The organism is Pantoea dispersa (assembly GCF_014155765.1).
Lineage (GTDB): Bacteria > Pseudomonadota > Gammaproteobacteria > Enterobacterales > Enterobacteriaceae > Pantoea > Pantoea dispersa.
In genome coordinates, this window is the sequence record NZ_SCKT01000008.1 from 131,917 (window position 1) to 146,740 (window position 14,824).

General features: G+C 57.9%; 15 protein-coding genes. 9 read left to right on the forward strand and 6 right to left on the reverse strand.

Annotation, left to right across the window (positions count from 1 at the left end):
• Positions 1-77: 77 nt before the first annotated feature.
• From mtlD to rraA, 3 genes are all read left to right on the forward strand, one after another.
• Positions 78-1,226, forward strand: coding sequence for a mannitol-1-phosphate 5-dehydrogenase (mtlD, locus tag H7K56_RS19245; RefSeq protein WP_150360989.1), 1,149 nt, complete (start codon positions 78-80; stop codon positions 1,224-1,226).
• 60 nt (positions 1,227-1,286) lie between these two features.
• Positions 1,287-1,835 (forward strand): mannitol operon repressor MtlR, encoded by a 549-nt coding sequence (gene mtlR / locus H7K56_RS19250; RefSeq protein ID WP_193717991.1) that lies wholly within the window; start codon positions 1,287-1,289, stop codon positions 1,833-1,835.
• A gap of 165 nt (positions 1,836-2,000) precedes the next feature.
• On the forward strand, positions 2,001-2,486 hold the full coding sequence (gene rraA / locus H7K56_RS19255) for a ribonuclease E activity regulator RraA (protein WP_021507037.1): 486 nt from the start codon (positions 2,001-2,003) through the stop codon (positions 2,484-2,486).
• Positions 2,487-2,537: 51 nt separating this feature from the next.
• Here the strand turns inward: rraA and zapB are convergent, their stop codons facing one another.
• Positions 2,538-2,777, reverse strand: a complete 240-nt coding sequence (gene zapB / locus H7K56_RS19260; protein ID WP_021507038.1) for a cell division protein ZapB — start codon at positions 2,775-2,777, stop codon at positions 2,538-2,540.
• A gap of 416 nt (positions 2,778-3,193) precedes the next feature.
• On the opposite strand from zapB, the gene H7K56_RS19265 reads away from it, so the two are divergent.
• The 3 genes from H7K56_RS19265 to glpX all read left to right on the forward strand — a co-directional run bounded on the left by H7K56_RS19265 (position 3,194) and on the right by glpX (position 6,689).
• The gene (locus H7K56_RS19265; protein ID WP_021507039.1) at positions 3,194-4,042 is read left to right on the forward strand and encodes an MIP/aquaporin family protein; all 849 of its coding nucleotides are present in this window, start codon (positions 3,194-3,196) and stop codon (positions 4,040-4,042) included.
• A 29-nt stretch (positions 4,043-4,071) separates the two neighbouring features.
• The gene (gene glpK, locus H7K56_RS19270; RefSeq protein ID WP_150360990.1) at positions 4,072-5,583 is read left to right on the forward strand and encodes a glycerol kinase GlpK; all 1,512 of its coding nucleotides are present in this window, start codon (positions 4,072-4,074) and stop codon (positions 5,581-5,583) included.
• Between the two features lie 95 nt (positions 5,584-5,678).
• A complete protein-coding gene (gene glpX / locus H7K56_RS19275) occupies positions 5,679-6,689 on the forward strand; it encodes a class II fructose-bisphosphatase (RefSeq protein WP_021507041.1) in 1,011 nt (336 codons plus the stop codon).
• Here the strand turns inward: glpX and emrD are convergent.
• Positions 6,679-7,872, reverse strand: a complete 1,194-nt coding sequence (emrD, locus tag H7K56_RS19280) for a multidrug efflux MFS transporter EmrD (protein WP_282957658.1) — start codon at positions 7,870-7,872, stop codon at positions 6,679-6,681. The genes glpX and emrD overlap by 11 nt on opposite strands.
• A 291-nt stretch (positions 7,873-8,163) precedes the next feature.
• Here emrD and fpr point away from each other — a divergent pair, with 291 nt between their 5' ends.
• The 3 genes from fpr to tpiA all read left to right on the forward strand — a co-directional run bounded on the left by fpr (position 8,164) and on the right by tpiA (position 10,495).
• A complete protein-coding gene (gene fpr / locus H7K56_RS19285) occupies positions 8,164-8,910 on the forward strand; it encodes a ferredoxin--NADP(+) reductase (protein ID WP_021507043.1) in 747 nt (248 codons plus the stop codon).
• 105 nt (positions 8,911-9,015) lie between these two features.
• Entirely contained in the window at positions 9,016-9,606 is a 591-nt protein-coding gene (locus H7K56_RS19290; protein WP_058771031.1) for a YiiQ family protein, read from the forward strand.
• Positions 9,607-9,727: 121 nt separating this feature from the next.
• Positions 9,728-10,495, forward strand: a complete 768-nt coding sequence (gene tpiA, locus H7K56_RS19295) for a triose-phosphate isomerase (RefSeq protein ID WP_031279624.1) — start codon at positions 9,728-9,730, stop codon at positions 10,493-10,495.
• A 67-nt stretch (positions 10,496-10,562) separates the two neighbouring features.
• Here the strand turns inward: tpiA and H7K56_RS19300 are convergent, their stop codons facing one another.
• The 4 genes from H7K56_RS19300 to fieF all read right to left on the reverse strand — a co-directional run bounded on the left by H7K56_RS19300 (position 10,563) and on the right by fieF (position 14,655).
• The gene (locus H7K56_RS19300; protein ID WP_021507045.1) at positions 10,563-11,318 is read right to left on the reverse strand and encodes a CDP-diacylglycerol diphosphatase; all 756 of its coding nucleotides are present in this window, start codon (positions 11,316-11,318) and stop codon (positions 10,563-10,565) included.
• A 127-nt stretch (positions 11,319-11,445) separates the two neighbouring features.
• Positions 11,446-12,435, reverse strand: a complete 990-nt coding sequence (locus H7K56_RS19305) for a sulfate ABC transporter substrate-binding protein (RefSeq protein WP_021507046.1) — start codon at positions 12,433-12,435, stop codon at positions 11,446-11,448.
• A gap of 147 nt (positions 12,436-12,582) precedes the next feature.
• The gene (gene pfkA / locus H7K56_RS19310; RefSeq protein ID WP_021507047.1) at positions 12,583-13,545 is read right to left on the reverse strand and encodes a 6-phosphofructokinase; all 963 of its coding nucleotides are present in this window, start codon (positions 13,543-13,545) and stop codon (positions 12,583-12,585) included.
• A gap of 207 nt (positions 13,546-13,752) precedes the next feature.
• Positions 13,753-14,655, reverse strand: coding sequence for a CDF family cation-efflux transporter FieF (fieF, locus tag H7K56_RS19315; protein WP_058775485.1), 903 nt, complete (start codon positions 14,653-14,655; stop codon positions 13,753-13,755).
• Positions 14,656-14,824: the final 169 nt, after the last annotated feature.

A 14,824-nucleotide genomic window follows, 5' to 3' on the forward strand; every position in this document is an offset into this window, starting at 1 on the left:
CCTGGGGCGGGCAAGCCCGTCCCCACTTTCCGGGGCGGACATGCCCGCCCTTTCGTCATTTGATATGGGTCAAATTTATGAAAGCGTTACATTTTGGAGCAGGTAACATCGGCCGTGGATTTATCGGTAAGCTGCTGGCGGATGCCGGTATCGAACTGGTGTTTGCTGATGTGAATCAGGTGGTGCTTGATGCCCTTAACGCCCGTCATGAGTATCCGGTTCACGTGGTGGGCGAGCAGGCGCAGGTTGAAATCGTTACCGGCGTCAGCGCGGTGAACAGCACCAGCGACGACATCGTCACGCTGATCGCTGAGGTTGATATCGTTACCACGGCGGTTGGTCCGCAGATCCTTGAGCGCATCGCGGGCAGCGTGGCGCAGGGTCTGGCCAAACGCAGTGACAACGGTAATGTCCGTCCGCTGAATATCATCGCCTGTGAAAACATGGTGCGCGGCACCAGCCAGCTGAAGCAGCACGTACTGAAGGCGCTGCCGCAGCAGTATCATGCTTGGGTTGAAGAGCATGTTGGCTTTGTCGATTCGGCAGTTGACCGCATCGTGCCGCCATCTGAAGCCGGCAGCACCGATCCGCTGGAAGTTACCGTAGAAACCTTCAGCGAGTGGATTGTCGACAAAACCCAGTTTAAAGGCGCGCTGCCGGACATTCCTGGCATGGAGCTGACCGATAACCTGATGGCGTTCGTCGAGCGCAAGCTGTTTACCCTCAACACCGGTCACGCCATTACCGCTTATCTCGGCCAGCTCGCCGGTCACGCCACCATTCGCGAAGCCATTCTCGACCAGAAAGTGCGTGCCGTGGTGCAGAGCGCGATGCAGGAGAGCGGCGCTGTGCTGATCGAGCGTTATGGTTTCGATGCGGAGAAACATGCCGCGTATATCCAGAAAATCCTCACGCGTTTCGAAAATCCGTACCTGAAAGATGACGTCGAGCGCGTGGGCCGTCAGCCGCTGCGTAAGCTGAGCGCCGGCGATCGCCTGATTAAACCGACGCTGGGCACGCTGGAGTATCAGCTGCCGCACGCCAGCCTGGTGCAGGGCATTGCCGCCGCGATGCACTATCGCAGCGAAGCCGATCCGCAGGCGCAGGAGCTGGCGTCACTGATTGCGCAGAAAGGCCCACAGGCGGCGCTGGCGGAGATTTCTGGCCTTGATGCCAATAGCGAAGTGGTGAGCTCAGTGGTGAGCGCTTACCACGCTATGGCATAATGCGCGCCCTTTAGTGGTCAATTCGGGCACGGCAGCCGCGTGCCCGTCGACGGTAGCTGAATGATGCAGGCAATAATGGAAGAGAAGCAGGCTTTTGAAAACCGGGTGCTTGAGCGGCTGAACGCCGGTCGTTCGGTGAGAAGCTTCCTGATCGCCGCTGTCGAACTGCTGGCGGAAGCAGTCAATCTGCTGGTGCTGCAGGTCTTTCGCAAAGACGACTACGCGGTGAAATATGCGGTGGAACCGCTGCTGCTGGGCGACGGCCCGCTGGGCGAGCTCTCGGTACGCCTGAAGCTCATCTACGGCCTGGGGGTGATCAATCGCCACGAATACGAAGACTGCGAGCTGCTGCTGGCGCTGCGTGAGGAGCTGAATCACGACACCAGCGACTACCGCTTTACCGACGATGAAATACTCGGCCCGTTCGGCGAACTGCACTGCGTGCTGGCCTGGCCGCCGCAACCCGATTTCACCCGCGACGACGCCGCGCTGCGCGCCATGCAGCAGCAGCGCTACCTGCAGATGGTGCGCTCCACCATGGTGCTGTCGCTGACCGAGCTGATTTCCCGTATCTCGCACAAGCAGGCTTTCAAGAAGCCCGCCGTGTAGCGCTTCCCCTGCGGCGCTGTTGCCACGCGCCGCTGTTCTCTCCGCCGCAGACAAATTATTACGCAGGATATTGATGCAGCGCTTTTTTTGGCGGTTGATGATTTTGCCAACAATCGTCAGATAGCGATATACTTACCGCTCCTGTGGCAAACAGACGACATCCCTATGAAATACGATACATCTGAACTCTGCGACATCTACCATGAAGAAGTGAACGTTGTTGAACCGCTTTTTTCGAACTTTGGTGGGCGCACCTCATTCGGTGGTCAAATTACCACAGTGAAATGTTTCGAAGACAACGGCCTGCTGTATGACCTGCTCGAAGAGAACGGTCGCGGTCGCGTGCTGCTGGTCGATGGCGGCGGCTCGGTGCGGCGCGCGCTGGTTGACGCTCAGTTAGCAAGACTGGCGGCGCAAAACGAGTGGGAAGGCATCGTGGTGTACGGCTCGGTTCGCCAGGTCGATGAACTGGAAGAGCTGGAGATCGGCATTCAGGCGATTGCGGCCATTCCGGCTGGCGCCGCAGGCGAAGGCATCGGCGAGAGCGACGTGCGGGTTAACTTCGGCGGCGTCACCTTCTTCTCCGGCGATCATCTCTACGCCGACAACACCGGCATGATCCTGTCTGAAGACGCGCTCGACATCGAGTAAGCGACAAACAAAAACGGGTGCCGCGGCACCCGTTGGTTTAAGCGCTGAGGCTTAAACTTCTTCCATTTTTCCCAGCAGTGCACGCAGGCGCTCCTGCCATACATGCTGCTCTTCTTTCAGGTGCTGATTTTCACGCGCCAGCGCTTCGTGATTGCCGGATGCCTGGCTCATTTCGTTTTTCAGGTTATTGTTCTGCTCTTTCAGCTCTTCAATTTCCATCTGCAGCAGGGTGATGGTATCAATCGCCTGCTGTACTTTCGCTTCCAGTTTCTCGAATACTTCAAATGACATCTTTCTGACCTCTCCTAAATCGTGCAAGGCGTTGATAGACCGGGCGTGCCTTAAAATAGTGCGTCCAGCCACGATGTCCCGATTGTATGTAGCCACACCCGGCAAGTCCAGCAGCACAAGGCCTGCGAGGGAAGTCTGTAACACTTTTCAGTTTATACCTGGAAAACGCGCAACTTCGCGCATTTTGCGCGCGGTCACACGCGCAGGGTGTAGCGCAGCGGGGGTTTTTGGCCCTAAACACAGGCAAAAGACGCGAAAACGCGCATTTTTATGACACGGCACACAAAATTCGATTTCGCTATTTCTCGTTTATGCTCGTTAACGATAAATTCACATCAACCCTACATTAGAGCTGGGCGACTCAAGGATTGAGAACAAAAACTGATAAAATTTAACCTCGCTTCAGGAATTCCATTATGAGTCAGACAACGAACACACTCAAAGGTCAGTGCATCGCCGAGTTCCTCGGTACCGGTTTGATCATCTTTTTTGGTGCCGGCTGTGTGGCGGCGCTGAAGCTGGCCGGTGCCGCATTCGGCCAGTGGGAAATTTGTATCATCTGGGGTCTTGCTGTCTCCATGGCGGTTTATCTGAGCGCAGGCGTATCCGGCGCTCACCTCAATCCGGCAGTCACGGTTGCCCTGTGCCTGTTCGCCAACTTCGAAGGCCGCAAAGTTTTACCTTATATTGTGTCGCAAATCGCTGGCGCGTTCTGTGCGGCGGCGCTGGTCTACGGTCTTTACTACAATCTGTTCTTTGATTACGAAGCCAGCCACCAGATGGTACGCGGCAGCGTGCAAAGCCTCGATCTGGCCGGTATCTTCTCCACCTATCCGAACCCGCACATCACCGTGGCGCAGGCGTTCCTGGTAGAAATGGTGATTACTGCCGTGCTGATGGCGGTGATCATGGCGCTGACCGACGACGGCAACGGCGTACCGCGTGGCCCGCTGGCGCCGCTACTGATTGGTCTGCTGGTGGCGGTGATTGGCGGTTCCATGGGTCCGCTGACCGGCTTCGCCCTCAACCCGGCGCGTGACTTCGGTCCGAAGCTGTTCGCCTTCTTCGCGGGCTGGGGTAACGTGGCGTTCACCGGTGGTAAAGATATTCCTTACTTCCTGGTGCCGATTTTTGGCCCGCTGGTCGGTGCCTGCCTCGGTGCCTTCGGTTATCGTGCGCTGATTGGCCGTCACCTGCCGGGCAACCTTGCAGAAACCAGTAAAACAGAAAAACCGGTCGCGCGCGCTGAGCAGCGTAAAGCGTAAGTTTCATCGTTAATCATCAGGAAACCATAATGACTACGACTGATAAAAAATATATTGTCGCGCTCGATCAGGGCACAACCAGCTCACGTGCCGTGGTGCTCGATCATGACGCCAACATCGTCGCCGTCTCACAGCGCGAATTCACCCAGATCTACCCGAAAGCCGGCTGGGTTGAACACGATCCGATGGACATCTGGGCCTCACAGAGCTCCACGCTGGTGGAAGTGCTGGCGCACGCTGATATCCGTTCTGACCAGATCGCCGCCATCGGTATCACCAACCAGCGTGAAACCGCGATTGTCTGGGACAAAGAGACCGGCAAACCAATTTACAACGCCATCGTCTGGCAGGATCCGCGTACCGCCGACTACTGTAACAAGCTGAAGAAAGAGGGTCTGGAAGAGTACATCCAGCACACCACCGGTCTGGTGATTAACCCGTACTTCTCCGGCACCAAGGTGAAGTGGATTCTCGACCATGTGGAAGGCGCGCGCGAGCGGGCAAAACGCGGCGAGCTGCTGTTCGGCACCGTCGACACCTGGCTGGTGTGGAAAATGACCCAGGGCCGCGTGCACATCACCGATCACACCAACGCATCGCGTACCATGATGTACAACATCCACAAGCTGGAGTGGGATGCGCGCATGCTGGAGATTCTGGATATTCCGCGTGAAATGCTGCCGGAAGTGAAAGGATCGTCCGAAATCTACGGCCAGACCAACATTGGTGGTAAGGGCGGCACGCGTATTCCTATCGCCGGTATCGCCGGTGACCAGCAGGCTGCGCTGTATGGCCAGCTGTGTGTGCAGCCTGGCATGGCGAAAAACACTTACGGCACCGGCTGCTTTATGCTGATGAACACCGGTACCGAAGCGGTTACTTCGACTCACGGTCTGCTGACCACCATCGCCTGCGGTCCACGCGGCGAGGTGAACTACGCGCTGGAAGGTGCCGTGTTCATCGGTGGTGCGTCCATTCAGTGGCTGCGCGATGAGATGAAGCTGATCAGCGATGCGGGCGACTCCGAATACTTCGCGATGAAAGTCAAAGACACCAATGGCGTGTACATGGTGCCGGCCTTTACCGGTCTCGGCGCACCGTACTGGGACCCGTATGCGCGCGGCGCAATCTTCGGCCTGACCCGTGGTGCCAATGCCAACCACATCATTCGCGCCACGCTGGAGTCCATCGCTTACCAGACGCGTGATGTGCTGGAAGCGATGCAGAACGATGCCGATACCCGCCTGCAGTCGCTGCGCGTGGATGGCGGTGCGGTGGCCAACAACTTCCTGATGCAGTTCCAGTCCGATATTCTCGGCACGCGCGTGGAGCGTCCGGAAGTGCGCGAAGTGACTGCGCTGGGTGCGGCTTACCTCGCCGGTCTGGCGGTCGGTTTCTGGGACGATCTGGAAGAAGTTCGTGCTAAAGCCGTGGTGGAACGCGAATTCCGCCCAAGCATCGAAACCACCGAACGCAACGTGCGCTATGCCGGCTGGAAAAAAGCCGTGGCGCGTGCCAAAGCGTGGGAAGAAGAAGAGTAACACTGTGCTGACCCGCGGCGCCCTGCCGCGGGTTTTTCCCGTCCCCCTGCCCCGCTGTGCTACACTGCCCGCCTGTTTTTTGTCAGGTGCAGACCATGAAACGAGAACTCGCGATTGAATTTTCCCGTGTGACCGAAGCCGCTGCGTTAGCGGGCTATCACTGGTTAGGACGCGGCGACAAGAATGCCGCTGACGGCGCCGCCGTCAACGCCATGCGCATTATGCTCAACACCATCAATATCGACGGCCAGATCGTGATTGGCGAAGGCGAAATCGACGAAGCACCGATGCTCTACATTGGTGAGAAAGTCGGTACCGGCCACGGCGATGCAGTGGACATTGCAGTTGATCCTATCGAAGGCACGCGCATGACTGCGATGGGCCAGGCCAACGCGCTGGCAGTGCTGGCGGTGGGCGATAAAGGCAGTTTCCTGCACGCACCTGATATGTATATGGAAAAGCTGATTGTCGGTCCGGGCGCGCGCGGCGCTATCGATCTCAACCTGCCGCTCGCTACTAATCTGCAGGCGATTGCGCAGGCGCTCAATAAACCGCTCAGCCAGCTGACGGTGTCGATTCTCGCCAAACCGCGTCACGATGCGGTCATCGCGCAGCTGCAGCAGCTGGGCGTGCGCGTGTTTGCTTTTCCGGACGGCGATGTCGCGGCCTCGATTCTTACCTGCATGCCGGACAGCGAAGTGGACGTGCTGTATGGCATCGGCGGCGCGCCGGAAGGCGTGGTGTCAGCGGCGGTGATCCGCGCCATGGATGGCGACATGCAGGCGCGCCTGCTGGCTCGTCATCAGGTCAAAGGGGATTCGGCCGAAAACCGCCGTCTGGGTGAGCAGGAGCTGGCGCGCTGTGCCGAAATGGGTATCAACGCCGGGGAAGTGCTGACGCTGCAACAGATGGCGCGTAACGATAACGTGATTTTCGCGGCGACCGGCATCACCACGGGCGATCTGCTAAAGGGCATCACGCGCCAGGGCAATATCGCCACCAGCGAAACGCTGCTGGTGCGCGGTAAATCGCGCACCATTCGCCGCATTCAGTCGATCCACTATCTGGACCGCAAAGACGCGGCGCTGCACCCTTTTATCCTGTAACCGTCTGTTTGCCGCTCTCAGGATGACGCGAGAGCGGCCACCAGCACAGCAGCATCACCAGCGACGTCACAAACATCAGCATACCGAGGCTCGACTGATCGTGCTGCGGCAGCAGCGCTGAGAGCCACGCCACCACGCCGGAACCCAGATTCTGCAGCCCCCCAATCAACGCACCGGCGCTGCCGGCCAGCCACGCGTAGGGCTCCATCGCACCAGAAGTTGCCAGCGGAAACAGCATGCCCGCGCCGAAGAAGAACAGCGCGGCCGGTACCAGCAGCGTCCAGATGGTCATCACGCCAAACCACGCCGGCAGCCACATCAGCAGTCCCGCCAGCAGGCAGCTGTTCACGCCATACCACATCAGCGTATGCCAGGATTTCTGCTCGCGGCCGGCAAACCAGGCACCAAAAAACGCCGCCGGAATCGGCAGGATGAACAAAATACTCACCGTCAGCCCGTCCAGCCCCAGCACGCCCGCCATCAGTACGCCACAGCTGGCCTCAAATACCGCGATGCCCGCCAGCGCGCCGATCAGCAGTAGCAGATAACGCACAAAGTTGCCGTCGCTGAGCAGCGTGATGTAGCGGCGCAGAAACGGTGTCGCGGGCGCATCCACCGGACGGGTCTCCGGGAGCCAGCGGGCCATCGCCGCCGTTACGCCAACACACAGCAGCAGCAGGAAAGCAAAGCAGGCGTGCCAGCCAAACAGATGGGTCAGCAGCGCGCCGATTACCGGCGCCAGCAGCGGACTGACCAGAATGCCCATGTTGAGCAGGCTGTTGGCCTGGCGCAGCGCAATGCCGGAGTAAAGATCGCGCGGCATGGTGCGCGCCATCACGCCAGCCACGCCGGTGCCCAGTCCCTGCACCGCACTGCCCAGTACCAGCACACTCAGCGACGGCGCAAACAGGGCGATCAGCGCGCCCGCCGCGAAGATCGTCATGCCCGCGAGGATCACCGGCCGCCGGCCAATGCTGTCCGACAGCGGGCCGTAGATCAGCTGCGATCCGCCGTAGGTCATCAGATAGGCCGCCATCACCTGCTGCATGGCGCCGCTGCGTACGTTAAGCGCCTCTGCCATATTCGCCATGGCGGGCACATAGATGGTCTGCGCCATCTGCCCGACCGCCACCAGCACAATCAGCATGATCAGCAGGAAGCGGTTTTGCGTATTACTCATCATCATGGAACAAAATGTCTGCCTGAGAAACAAAGTAATGACAGCACTAAACAGGGCTGCCGGAGAGTTATGGCGGCAAAAATATCAGGAATTGCGCACAAAGCGAGAGGCGGGCGTAAAGCGATAGCTCAGACACTGTCAAGCTTCTGTACCAGGCTGTAACGTGGCCGCTACAGTTGCTGATGTGTGCGGACGATTTGTCGCAGAGAGCCCTTTGCCGGCTGGGGAGCTGGAAATCTGGTGCCGGGCTGACGAAGATAGAAAGAGACCAATTATCAATCATCAGGAGCGAACATGGCAGAGTGGGTCAATGCAGAAGTAAAAGAAGTGAAAAACTGGACCGATGCACTGTTCAGCCTGCGCGTCACGGCACCCATCGACCCTTTTACCGCCGGCCAGTTTGCCAAGCTGGCGCTGGAAGTCGACGGCGAGCGCGTGCAGCGCGCCTACTCCTACGTTAACGCGCCGCAGGATCCGCTGCTGGAGTTCTATCTGGTAACGGTGCCGGAAGGGAAGCTCAGCCCGCGTTTACAGGCGCTGCAGCCTGGCGATCAGGTGATGGTGACCAAAGAGGCGGCCGGTTTCTTTGTGCTGGATGAGATCCCCGACTGCCAGACGCTGTGGATGCTGGCGACCGGCACGGCGATCGGCCCGTATCTGTCGATTTTGCAACAGGGCGAAGGGCTGGAGCGCTTCGACAACATTGTGCTGGTACACGCTGCGCGCTATGCCGCCGACCTGAGTTTTCTGCCGCTGATGCAGCAACTGCAGCAGCGTTATCAGGGCAAGCTGCACATTCAGACGGTGGTCAGCCGCGAGCAGATGCCCGGTTCACTGCATGGCCGCGTACCGCAGCTGATCGAGAGCGGAGAACTGGAAAACGCCGTGGGCCTGCCGATGCTCGCCGACACCAGCCACGTGATGCTGTGCGGTAACCCGCAGATGGTGCGCGATACCCAGCAATTGCTGAAAGAGACCCGCGATATGCGTAAGCATTTCAAACGTAAACCCGGTCACATGACCAGCGAGCATTACTGGTAATCGTGCCGGCAGCAAAATGTCAGATTTTTCCCGGCGCGGGTTTTGACTTTCAGCGGTAAAAACCGTTCTAATCGTGGGCTAAGTGAATGATTTAGGGCCGAAGCAATGAAGAATCTGCCAGTCGCGCTGCTGCTCAGCGTCGCACTGACATTTCCCGCCTGGGCGGAGGACGCGCCCGCGCAGGATCGCAACGATCACCTGCCTGCGGCGCCGTATCTGCTGGCGGGTGCGCCCACCTTTGATATGACCATCGCGCAGTTCCGCGAAAAGTACAACGCTGCCAATCCTGACCTGCCGCTGCAGGAGTATCGCGCCATCGACAACCGCGATGACAAGAGCCACCTGACTCGTGCCGCCAGCAAAATCAGCGAAACGCTGTATGCCTCTACCGCGCTGGAACAGGGCACCGGCAAGATTAAAACGCTGCAGATTACCTGGCTGCCGGTGCCGGGCCCGGATATGAAAGCGGCACAGACACGCGCCATGGATTACATGACTGCGCTACTGCGCTTTTTTGTGCCCGGTTTGTCAGCGGAAGAGGGACACAAGAAGCTCGATGGCCTGCTCAGCGCCGGCAAGGGCGCACGCTATTTTTCCCGCACCGAAGGTGCGCTGCGCTTTGTGGTCGCAGACAACGGCGACAAGGGACTGACCTTCGCCGTTGAGCCCATCAAACTGGCGCTCGCTAGCCCCTGATCTCCCCGGCAAAAATGACGAAAAGCAAAGCCAGCGCCCCATTTGATCTCTATACTGTCTGGCAGACATCGCTGCCCCGATGGCAGCGCTATTTCATGAATCGCGTTATGCGGAGGAAAGAATGCGACATCCACTGGTTATGGGTAACTGGAAACTGAATGGCAGCAAGCACATGGCGGGCGAGCTGATTGAAGGCCTGCGCAAAGAGCTGTCAGGTGTGGAAGGCTGCGGTGTGGCGATTGCTCCGCCGGCGATCTATCTGGATCAGGCCAAACACGCCATTTCCGGCAGCCACATTGCGCTGGGTGCGCAGAACGTTGACGTGAACCTGTCTGGCGCTTTCACCGGTGAAACCTCTGCCGAGATGCTGAAAGACATCGGCGCGAAATACATCATCATCGGCCACTCTGAGCGCCGCACCTACCATAAAGAGAGCGACGAGTTCATCGCGAAGAAATTCGCCGTGCTGAAGGCCGCAGGCCTGGTACCGGTGCTGTGCATCGGTGAGACCGAAGCCGAGAACGAAGCCGGCAAAACTGAAGAAGTGTGCGCACGTCAGATCGACGCCGTGCTGGAAACCCAGGGCGCAGCGGCCTTCGAAGGCGCGGTTATCGCCTATGAGCCAGTCTGGGCCATCGGTACCGGCAAATCAGCGACCCCAGCGCAGGCGCAGGCAGTACACAAATTCATTCGTGATCACATCGCGAAGAAAGATGCCGCTATCGCTGAGCAGGTAATCATTCAGTACGGCGGTTCGGTTAACGACAAAAACGCCGCAGAACTGTTCACTCAGCCGGACATTGACGGCGCGCTGGTGGGCGGTGCGTCACTGAAGGCAGATGCTTTCGCGGTGATCGTCAAAGCCGCTGCGGCAGCCAAAAACGCGTAAGTTTCTCACGCAGAAAAAGGCGGCTGATAAGCCGCCTTTTTTATTGCCTGAGCAGTCGCGATGCCACTCACTCCAGCAAACGGCACTGGTGATCCTGCAGTTCTTCCGCCGAACCGCGATTCAGCTTGAGCCAGTTGCGCTCCAGCGCCAGCAGCGCCAGGCGTCCATCCGGCAGCTGGGCCAGCGCCAGCCCGTATTTGCCCATCTCACCGCGTGCATGCGGCACCTCTTCTGCCAGCCGGATAAACACGCTCTGCTGCGCCAGTTCGGCGGTGCTCAGCGTGCGAATCAGCCAGGTATGCCGCAGCAGCGTTGCCGTCTGCCACTGCGCATTCAGCTTCGGTGCCAGCGTATCCAGCTGCTGGCGCACATCCGGTCGCAGGCAGGAGATATGAATATGCAGCTGATTCTGCGTACGACCATACTGCGCGTTGATGGCCAGCGACAGCACGCGGTCGTCGACAGGCGCACCGCGTTTCTGCGCCAGCAGGCGGCGCTGCTGCCAGGCGGCAGCAAACAGGTTCGGCGTAGTGGGTTCGAGAAGGATTGGGCTCTCCATGCCGGTGATTTTTGCTATCGGCATCAGCAGATATTGCAGCGGGCCATTCAGATCTTTGAGCGTAACGTAACCCTGCGCCAGATTGACCTGCTGACAGGGGGCAGGATTACCGCGTTGCGTCATGTCCGGTACGCACTTTTCGCTGACAATCTGCCACAGCGCGTCGGCGTTTTTATGCAAATGCAGCGCACCGGCGATCAGCCCGGCAATCAGAAGGATGAACGCGATAATCAGCAACGTAACACTACGGCGGCGCGCCTGCATGGCCAGATCCTCTGTGATGAGCTGTCAGCATCCTCACCTGTCGCCAGCGTAAAGTCACGGTTTTTTCCGCGCCGTAAAGCAAAACGGCCAGCGCAGGGCTGACCGTTTCGTCATGATGAAAACGCGGTTACGGTTTCATGACCTGATCGTAGCTGCCGCCGTCGGCAAAGTGTGCTTTCTGCGCTTTGCTCCAGCCGCCAAACTTGTCATCGATGGTGAACAGCTTAACCGGCGCGAAGCTGCTGGCAAACTTCTTCGCCACCTCAGGATCGCGCGGGCGATAGAAGTTTTGCGCCGCGATGGTCTGGCCTTCCGGTGAGTAGAGATATTTCAGGTACTCTTCCGCCACCTTACGCGTGCCCTGCTCATCCACCACTTTATCGACCACGGAGACCGTTGGTTCGGCGAGGATCGATTCGCTCGGCGTAACGATTTCAAACTTGTCTTTGCCCAGCTTATCAACGGCCAGATAGGCTTCGTTTTCCCATGCAATCAGCACATCACCGATACCGCGCTCAACGAAGGTATTAGTCGCGCCACGTGCACCGGAATCCTGCACTTCAACGTTTTTGAACAGCGCCCGGACGTAAGCCAGCGCTTTGGCCTGGTCACCGTGGTTCTGGTCCAGCGCCCAGCCCCAGGCCGCCAGATAGTTCCAGCGTGCGCCGCCGGAGGTTTTCGGATTTGGCGTGATCACGGAAACGCCTGGCTTAATCAGATCTGGCCAGTCATGAATGCCTTTAGGATTGCCTTTGCGTACCAGGAACACGATGGTGGAAGTATAAGGTGCCGAGTTGTCCGGCAGACGCTTGATCCAGTTTTTATCGATACGACCACGGTCAGCAATAGCATCCACGTCGGACTGCAGCGCCAGCGTCACCACATCTGCGCGGATGCCATTGATCACGGACGTCGCCTGCTTACCCGAACCGCCGTGCGACTGGCGGATCACCACGTTATCGCCGGTTTCCTGCTTGTAGTGCGCGCTAAAAGCTTTGTTGTACTGCTCGTACAGCTCACGGGTTGGATCGTAAGAGACGTTTAACAGCTGAATATCCTTTGCCAGAACACTGGTTGAAGCCAGTAACAGGGTGACACCAATACTCCACTTGTTCATTGCTTGCTCTCCCGAGGTCGTTATAGAACAAGACTGACACAAAGCAATCCATGGATTAAAGAATTAAAAATAAGCTGTTATAACTATGGAGAATATAGCAAGGCATAAAAAAGGGCGCGAAAGCGATCGCGCCCGATTTATCGTTGATTAGTAGAGTTTTTTCGCGGTATCCAGCCAGTCGCGCTTGAACGGACGCTTCATGTTTTCGATAGCGTCGATGATGTCATGATGCACCATCTTCTCGTTCTGAATACCCACGCAGCGACCGCCGTAGCCCTGCAGCAGCAGCTCAATTGAATAAGCGCCCATGCGTGATGCCAGAATGCGGTCGTAAGCGCATGGCGCACCGCCGCGCTGGATGTGGCCGAGCACGGTGGCACGGGTTTCACGCTTGGTTTCCGCTTCAATAAAGTGCGCCAGATCGTCGATGTCACAGATATGTTCGGTGATCGCCACGATGGCGTGTTTTTTACCTTTCGCAATGCCAGCCTGGATTTCTGCCACCAGCTCTTCGCGCGTGTAAGGGATTTCAGGCAGCACGATGAACTCACAACCACCGGCGATGGCCGCCGCTAAGGTCAGGTCACCGCAGTAGCGGCCCATCACTTCTACGATGGAAATACGCTGATGCGAAGAAGAGGTATCGCGCAGACGGTCAATCGCTTCAACCACGGTTTCCAGCGCGGTGAAATAACCGATGGTGTAATCGGTACCGGCGACGTCGTTATCGATGGTGCCCGGCAGGCCAATGCACGGGAAACCCATTTCGGTCAGGCGTTTGGCACCCATGTAAGAACCGTCACCGCCAATCACCACCAGCGCATCAATGCCGCGCTTTTTCATGTTTTCGATCGCGACCTGACGCACTTCTTCGTTGCGGAACTCCGGGAAACGCGCCGAGCCGAGGAAGGTGCCGCCGCGGTTAATCATGTCCGACACGCTGTAGCGGTCGAGGTTGATCATGCGGTCTTCGTACAAACCCAGATAGCCGTCATAGATACCAAAAACTTCAAGGCCTTCACTCAGCGCGGAACGGACAACTCCGCGAATGGCTGCGTTCATGCCTGGGGCGTCGCCGCCGCTGGTCAGTACTCCGATTTTTTTGATCATGACAACCTCTGGATTGTTCAAAACTAAGGATTATTCCTGCCTGTCGACCGGTGTGGACCAGCTCGCGATCGCACGGCTTAATAGTTGCAGATAGTATATCAAAGGCTTGATGCTGAATTGATTCAGGTCAGACAAGTTTTCGCTAATTTTTTACAGAGTTGTTAGCGTTACGTCATTTTTTTCACGCAATACTATGTTTTATAACGGCTAAAACTGAAAAAAACCCTGCTGATTTTGCGGCACGACAGAACAGGGGTCCTGATGAATAATCACATCTGAGCCGGGAAATTTTTGCCGTAATGCCTGCTCAATTTGATCGGCCACCTGATGCGCCTGCACCAGCGGGAGATGATCGTCCATCTCCAGATGAAGCTGAATAAACCGCGTCGGGCCAGACTGCCGCGTACGTAACGCATGGGCACCGCGTACGCCGGGCCAGTGGCTTACCAGCGCGATAATCGCCTGTTTTTCCTGCTCCGGCAACGCACGATCGAGCAGCGACTGCACCGCTTCATAGCCCATGCGCAGCGCGTTATAGAGGATATATACGCCGATGCCGAGCGCAAACAGCGCATCCGCACGCTTGAAACCATAACTGCTTAAGCCCAGCGCCACCAGAATGGCACCGTTCATCACCACATCCGACTGATAATGCAGCATGTCCGCGCGTATCGCCTGGCTGCGGGTACGCCGCACCACCCAGCGTTGGAAAGCGACCAGCACCAGCGTGGAGCTGAGGGCGATTAGCGTCACGACTACGCCCACCAGCGGCGCGCGCAGCGTTTCCGGTGTGGCCAGATGCTGCAGCCCGGTAAGAAACAAAAACAGCGCCGATCCGGAGATAAACATGCTTTGCGCCAGTGCCGCCAGCGATTCCGCTTTACCGTGACCAAAGGTGTGATCGTCATCGGCAGGCTGCAATGAATAGCGCACCACCAGCAGATTGGTCAGTGACGCGGCGATATCGACCAGCGAATCCACCAGCGCCGCCAGCACGCTGACCGAACCGGTGTACCACCAGGCGAAAATTTTCACGATCAGCAACAGCGTTGCCAGCGTGGTCGCCGCCAGCGCCGCGCGGTTTACCAGTTTTGCGTAGGAAGGTTCCATACCTTGCCTCGTCAGGCGCTGCAGCACGCCATGCAGTGGAAAATGGCTCAAGTTTATCACCGTCCCGTGCAGACTGCGTGACAGGATAGCGAAACGGATGCAATTTGCCCGCGAATTCAGGGCAAAAAAAACCCCGCCATCATGGCGGGGAAGACAGGGATGGTGTCTA

Bases quoted from the DNA above. Each gene is read 5' to 3' on its own strand.
- mtlD (WP_150360989.1), top strand. From the start codon at position 78: ATGAAAGCGTTACATTTTGGAGCAGGTAACATCGGCCGTGGATTTATC.
- mtlR (WP_193717991.1), top strand. From the start codon at position 1,287: ATGATGCAGGCAATAATGGAAGAGAAGCAGGCTTTTGAAAACCGGGTG.
- rraA (WP_021507037.1), top strand. From the start codon at position 2,001: ATGAAATACGATACATCTGAACTCTGCGACATCTACCATGAAGAAGTG.
- zapB (WP_021507038.1), bottom strand. From the start codon at position 2,777: ATGTCATTTGAAGTATTCGAGAAACTGGAAGCGAAAGTACAGCAGGCG.
- H7K56_RS19265 (WP_021507039.1), top strand. From the start codon at position 3,194: ATGAGTCAGACAACGAACACACTCAAAGGTCAGTGCATCGCCGAGTTC.
- glpK (WP_150360990.1), top strand. From the start codon at position 4,072: ATGACTACGACTGATAAAAAATATATTGTCGCGCTCGATCAGGGCACA.
- glpX (WP_021507041.1), top strand. From the start codon at position 5,679: ATGAAACGAGAACTCGCGATTGAATTTTCCCGTGTGACCGAAGCCGCT.
- emrD (WP_282957658.1), bottom strand. From the start codon at position 7,872: ATGATGAGTAATACGCAAAACCGCTTCCTGCTGATCATGCTGATTGTG.
- fpr (WP_021507043.1), top strand. From the start codon at position 8,164: ATGGCAGAGTGGGTCAATGCAGAAGTAAAAGAAGTGAAAAACTGGACC.
- H7K56_RS19290 (WP_058771031.1), top strand. From the start codon at position 9,016: ATGAAGAATCTGCCAGTCGCGCTGCTGCTCAGCGTCGCACTGACATTT.
- tpiA (WP_031279624.1), top strand. From the start codon at position 9,728: ATGCGACATCCACTGGTTATGGGTAACTGGAAACTGAATGGCAGCAAG.
- H7K56_RS19300 (WP_021507045.1), bottom strand. From the start codon at position 11,318: ATGCAGGCGCGCCGCCGTAGTGTTACGTTGCTGATTATCGCGTTCATC.
- H7K56_RS19305 (WP_021507046.1), bottom strand. From the start codon at position 12,435: ATGAACAAGTGGAGTATTGGTGTCACCCTGTTACTGGCTTCAACCAGT.
- pfkA (WP_021507047.1), bottom strand. From the start codon at position 13,545: ATGATCAAAAAAATCGGAGTACTGACCAGCGGCGGCGACGCCCCAGGC.
- fieF (WP_058775485.1), bottom strand. From the start codon at position 14,655: ATGGAACCTTCCTACGCAAAACTGGTAAACCGCGCGGCGCTGGCGGCG.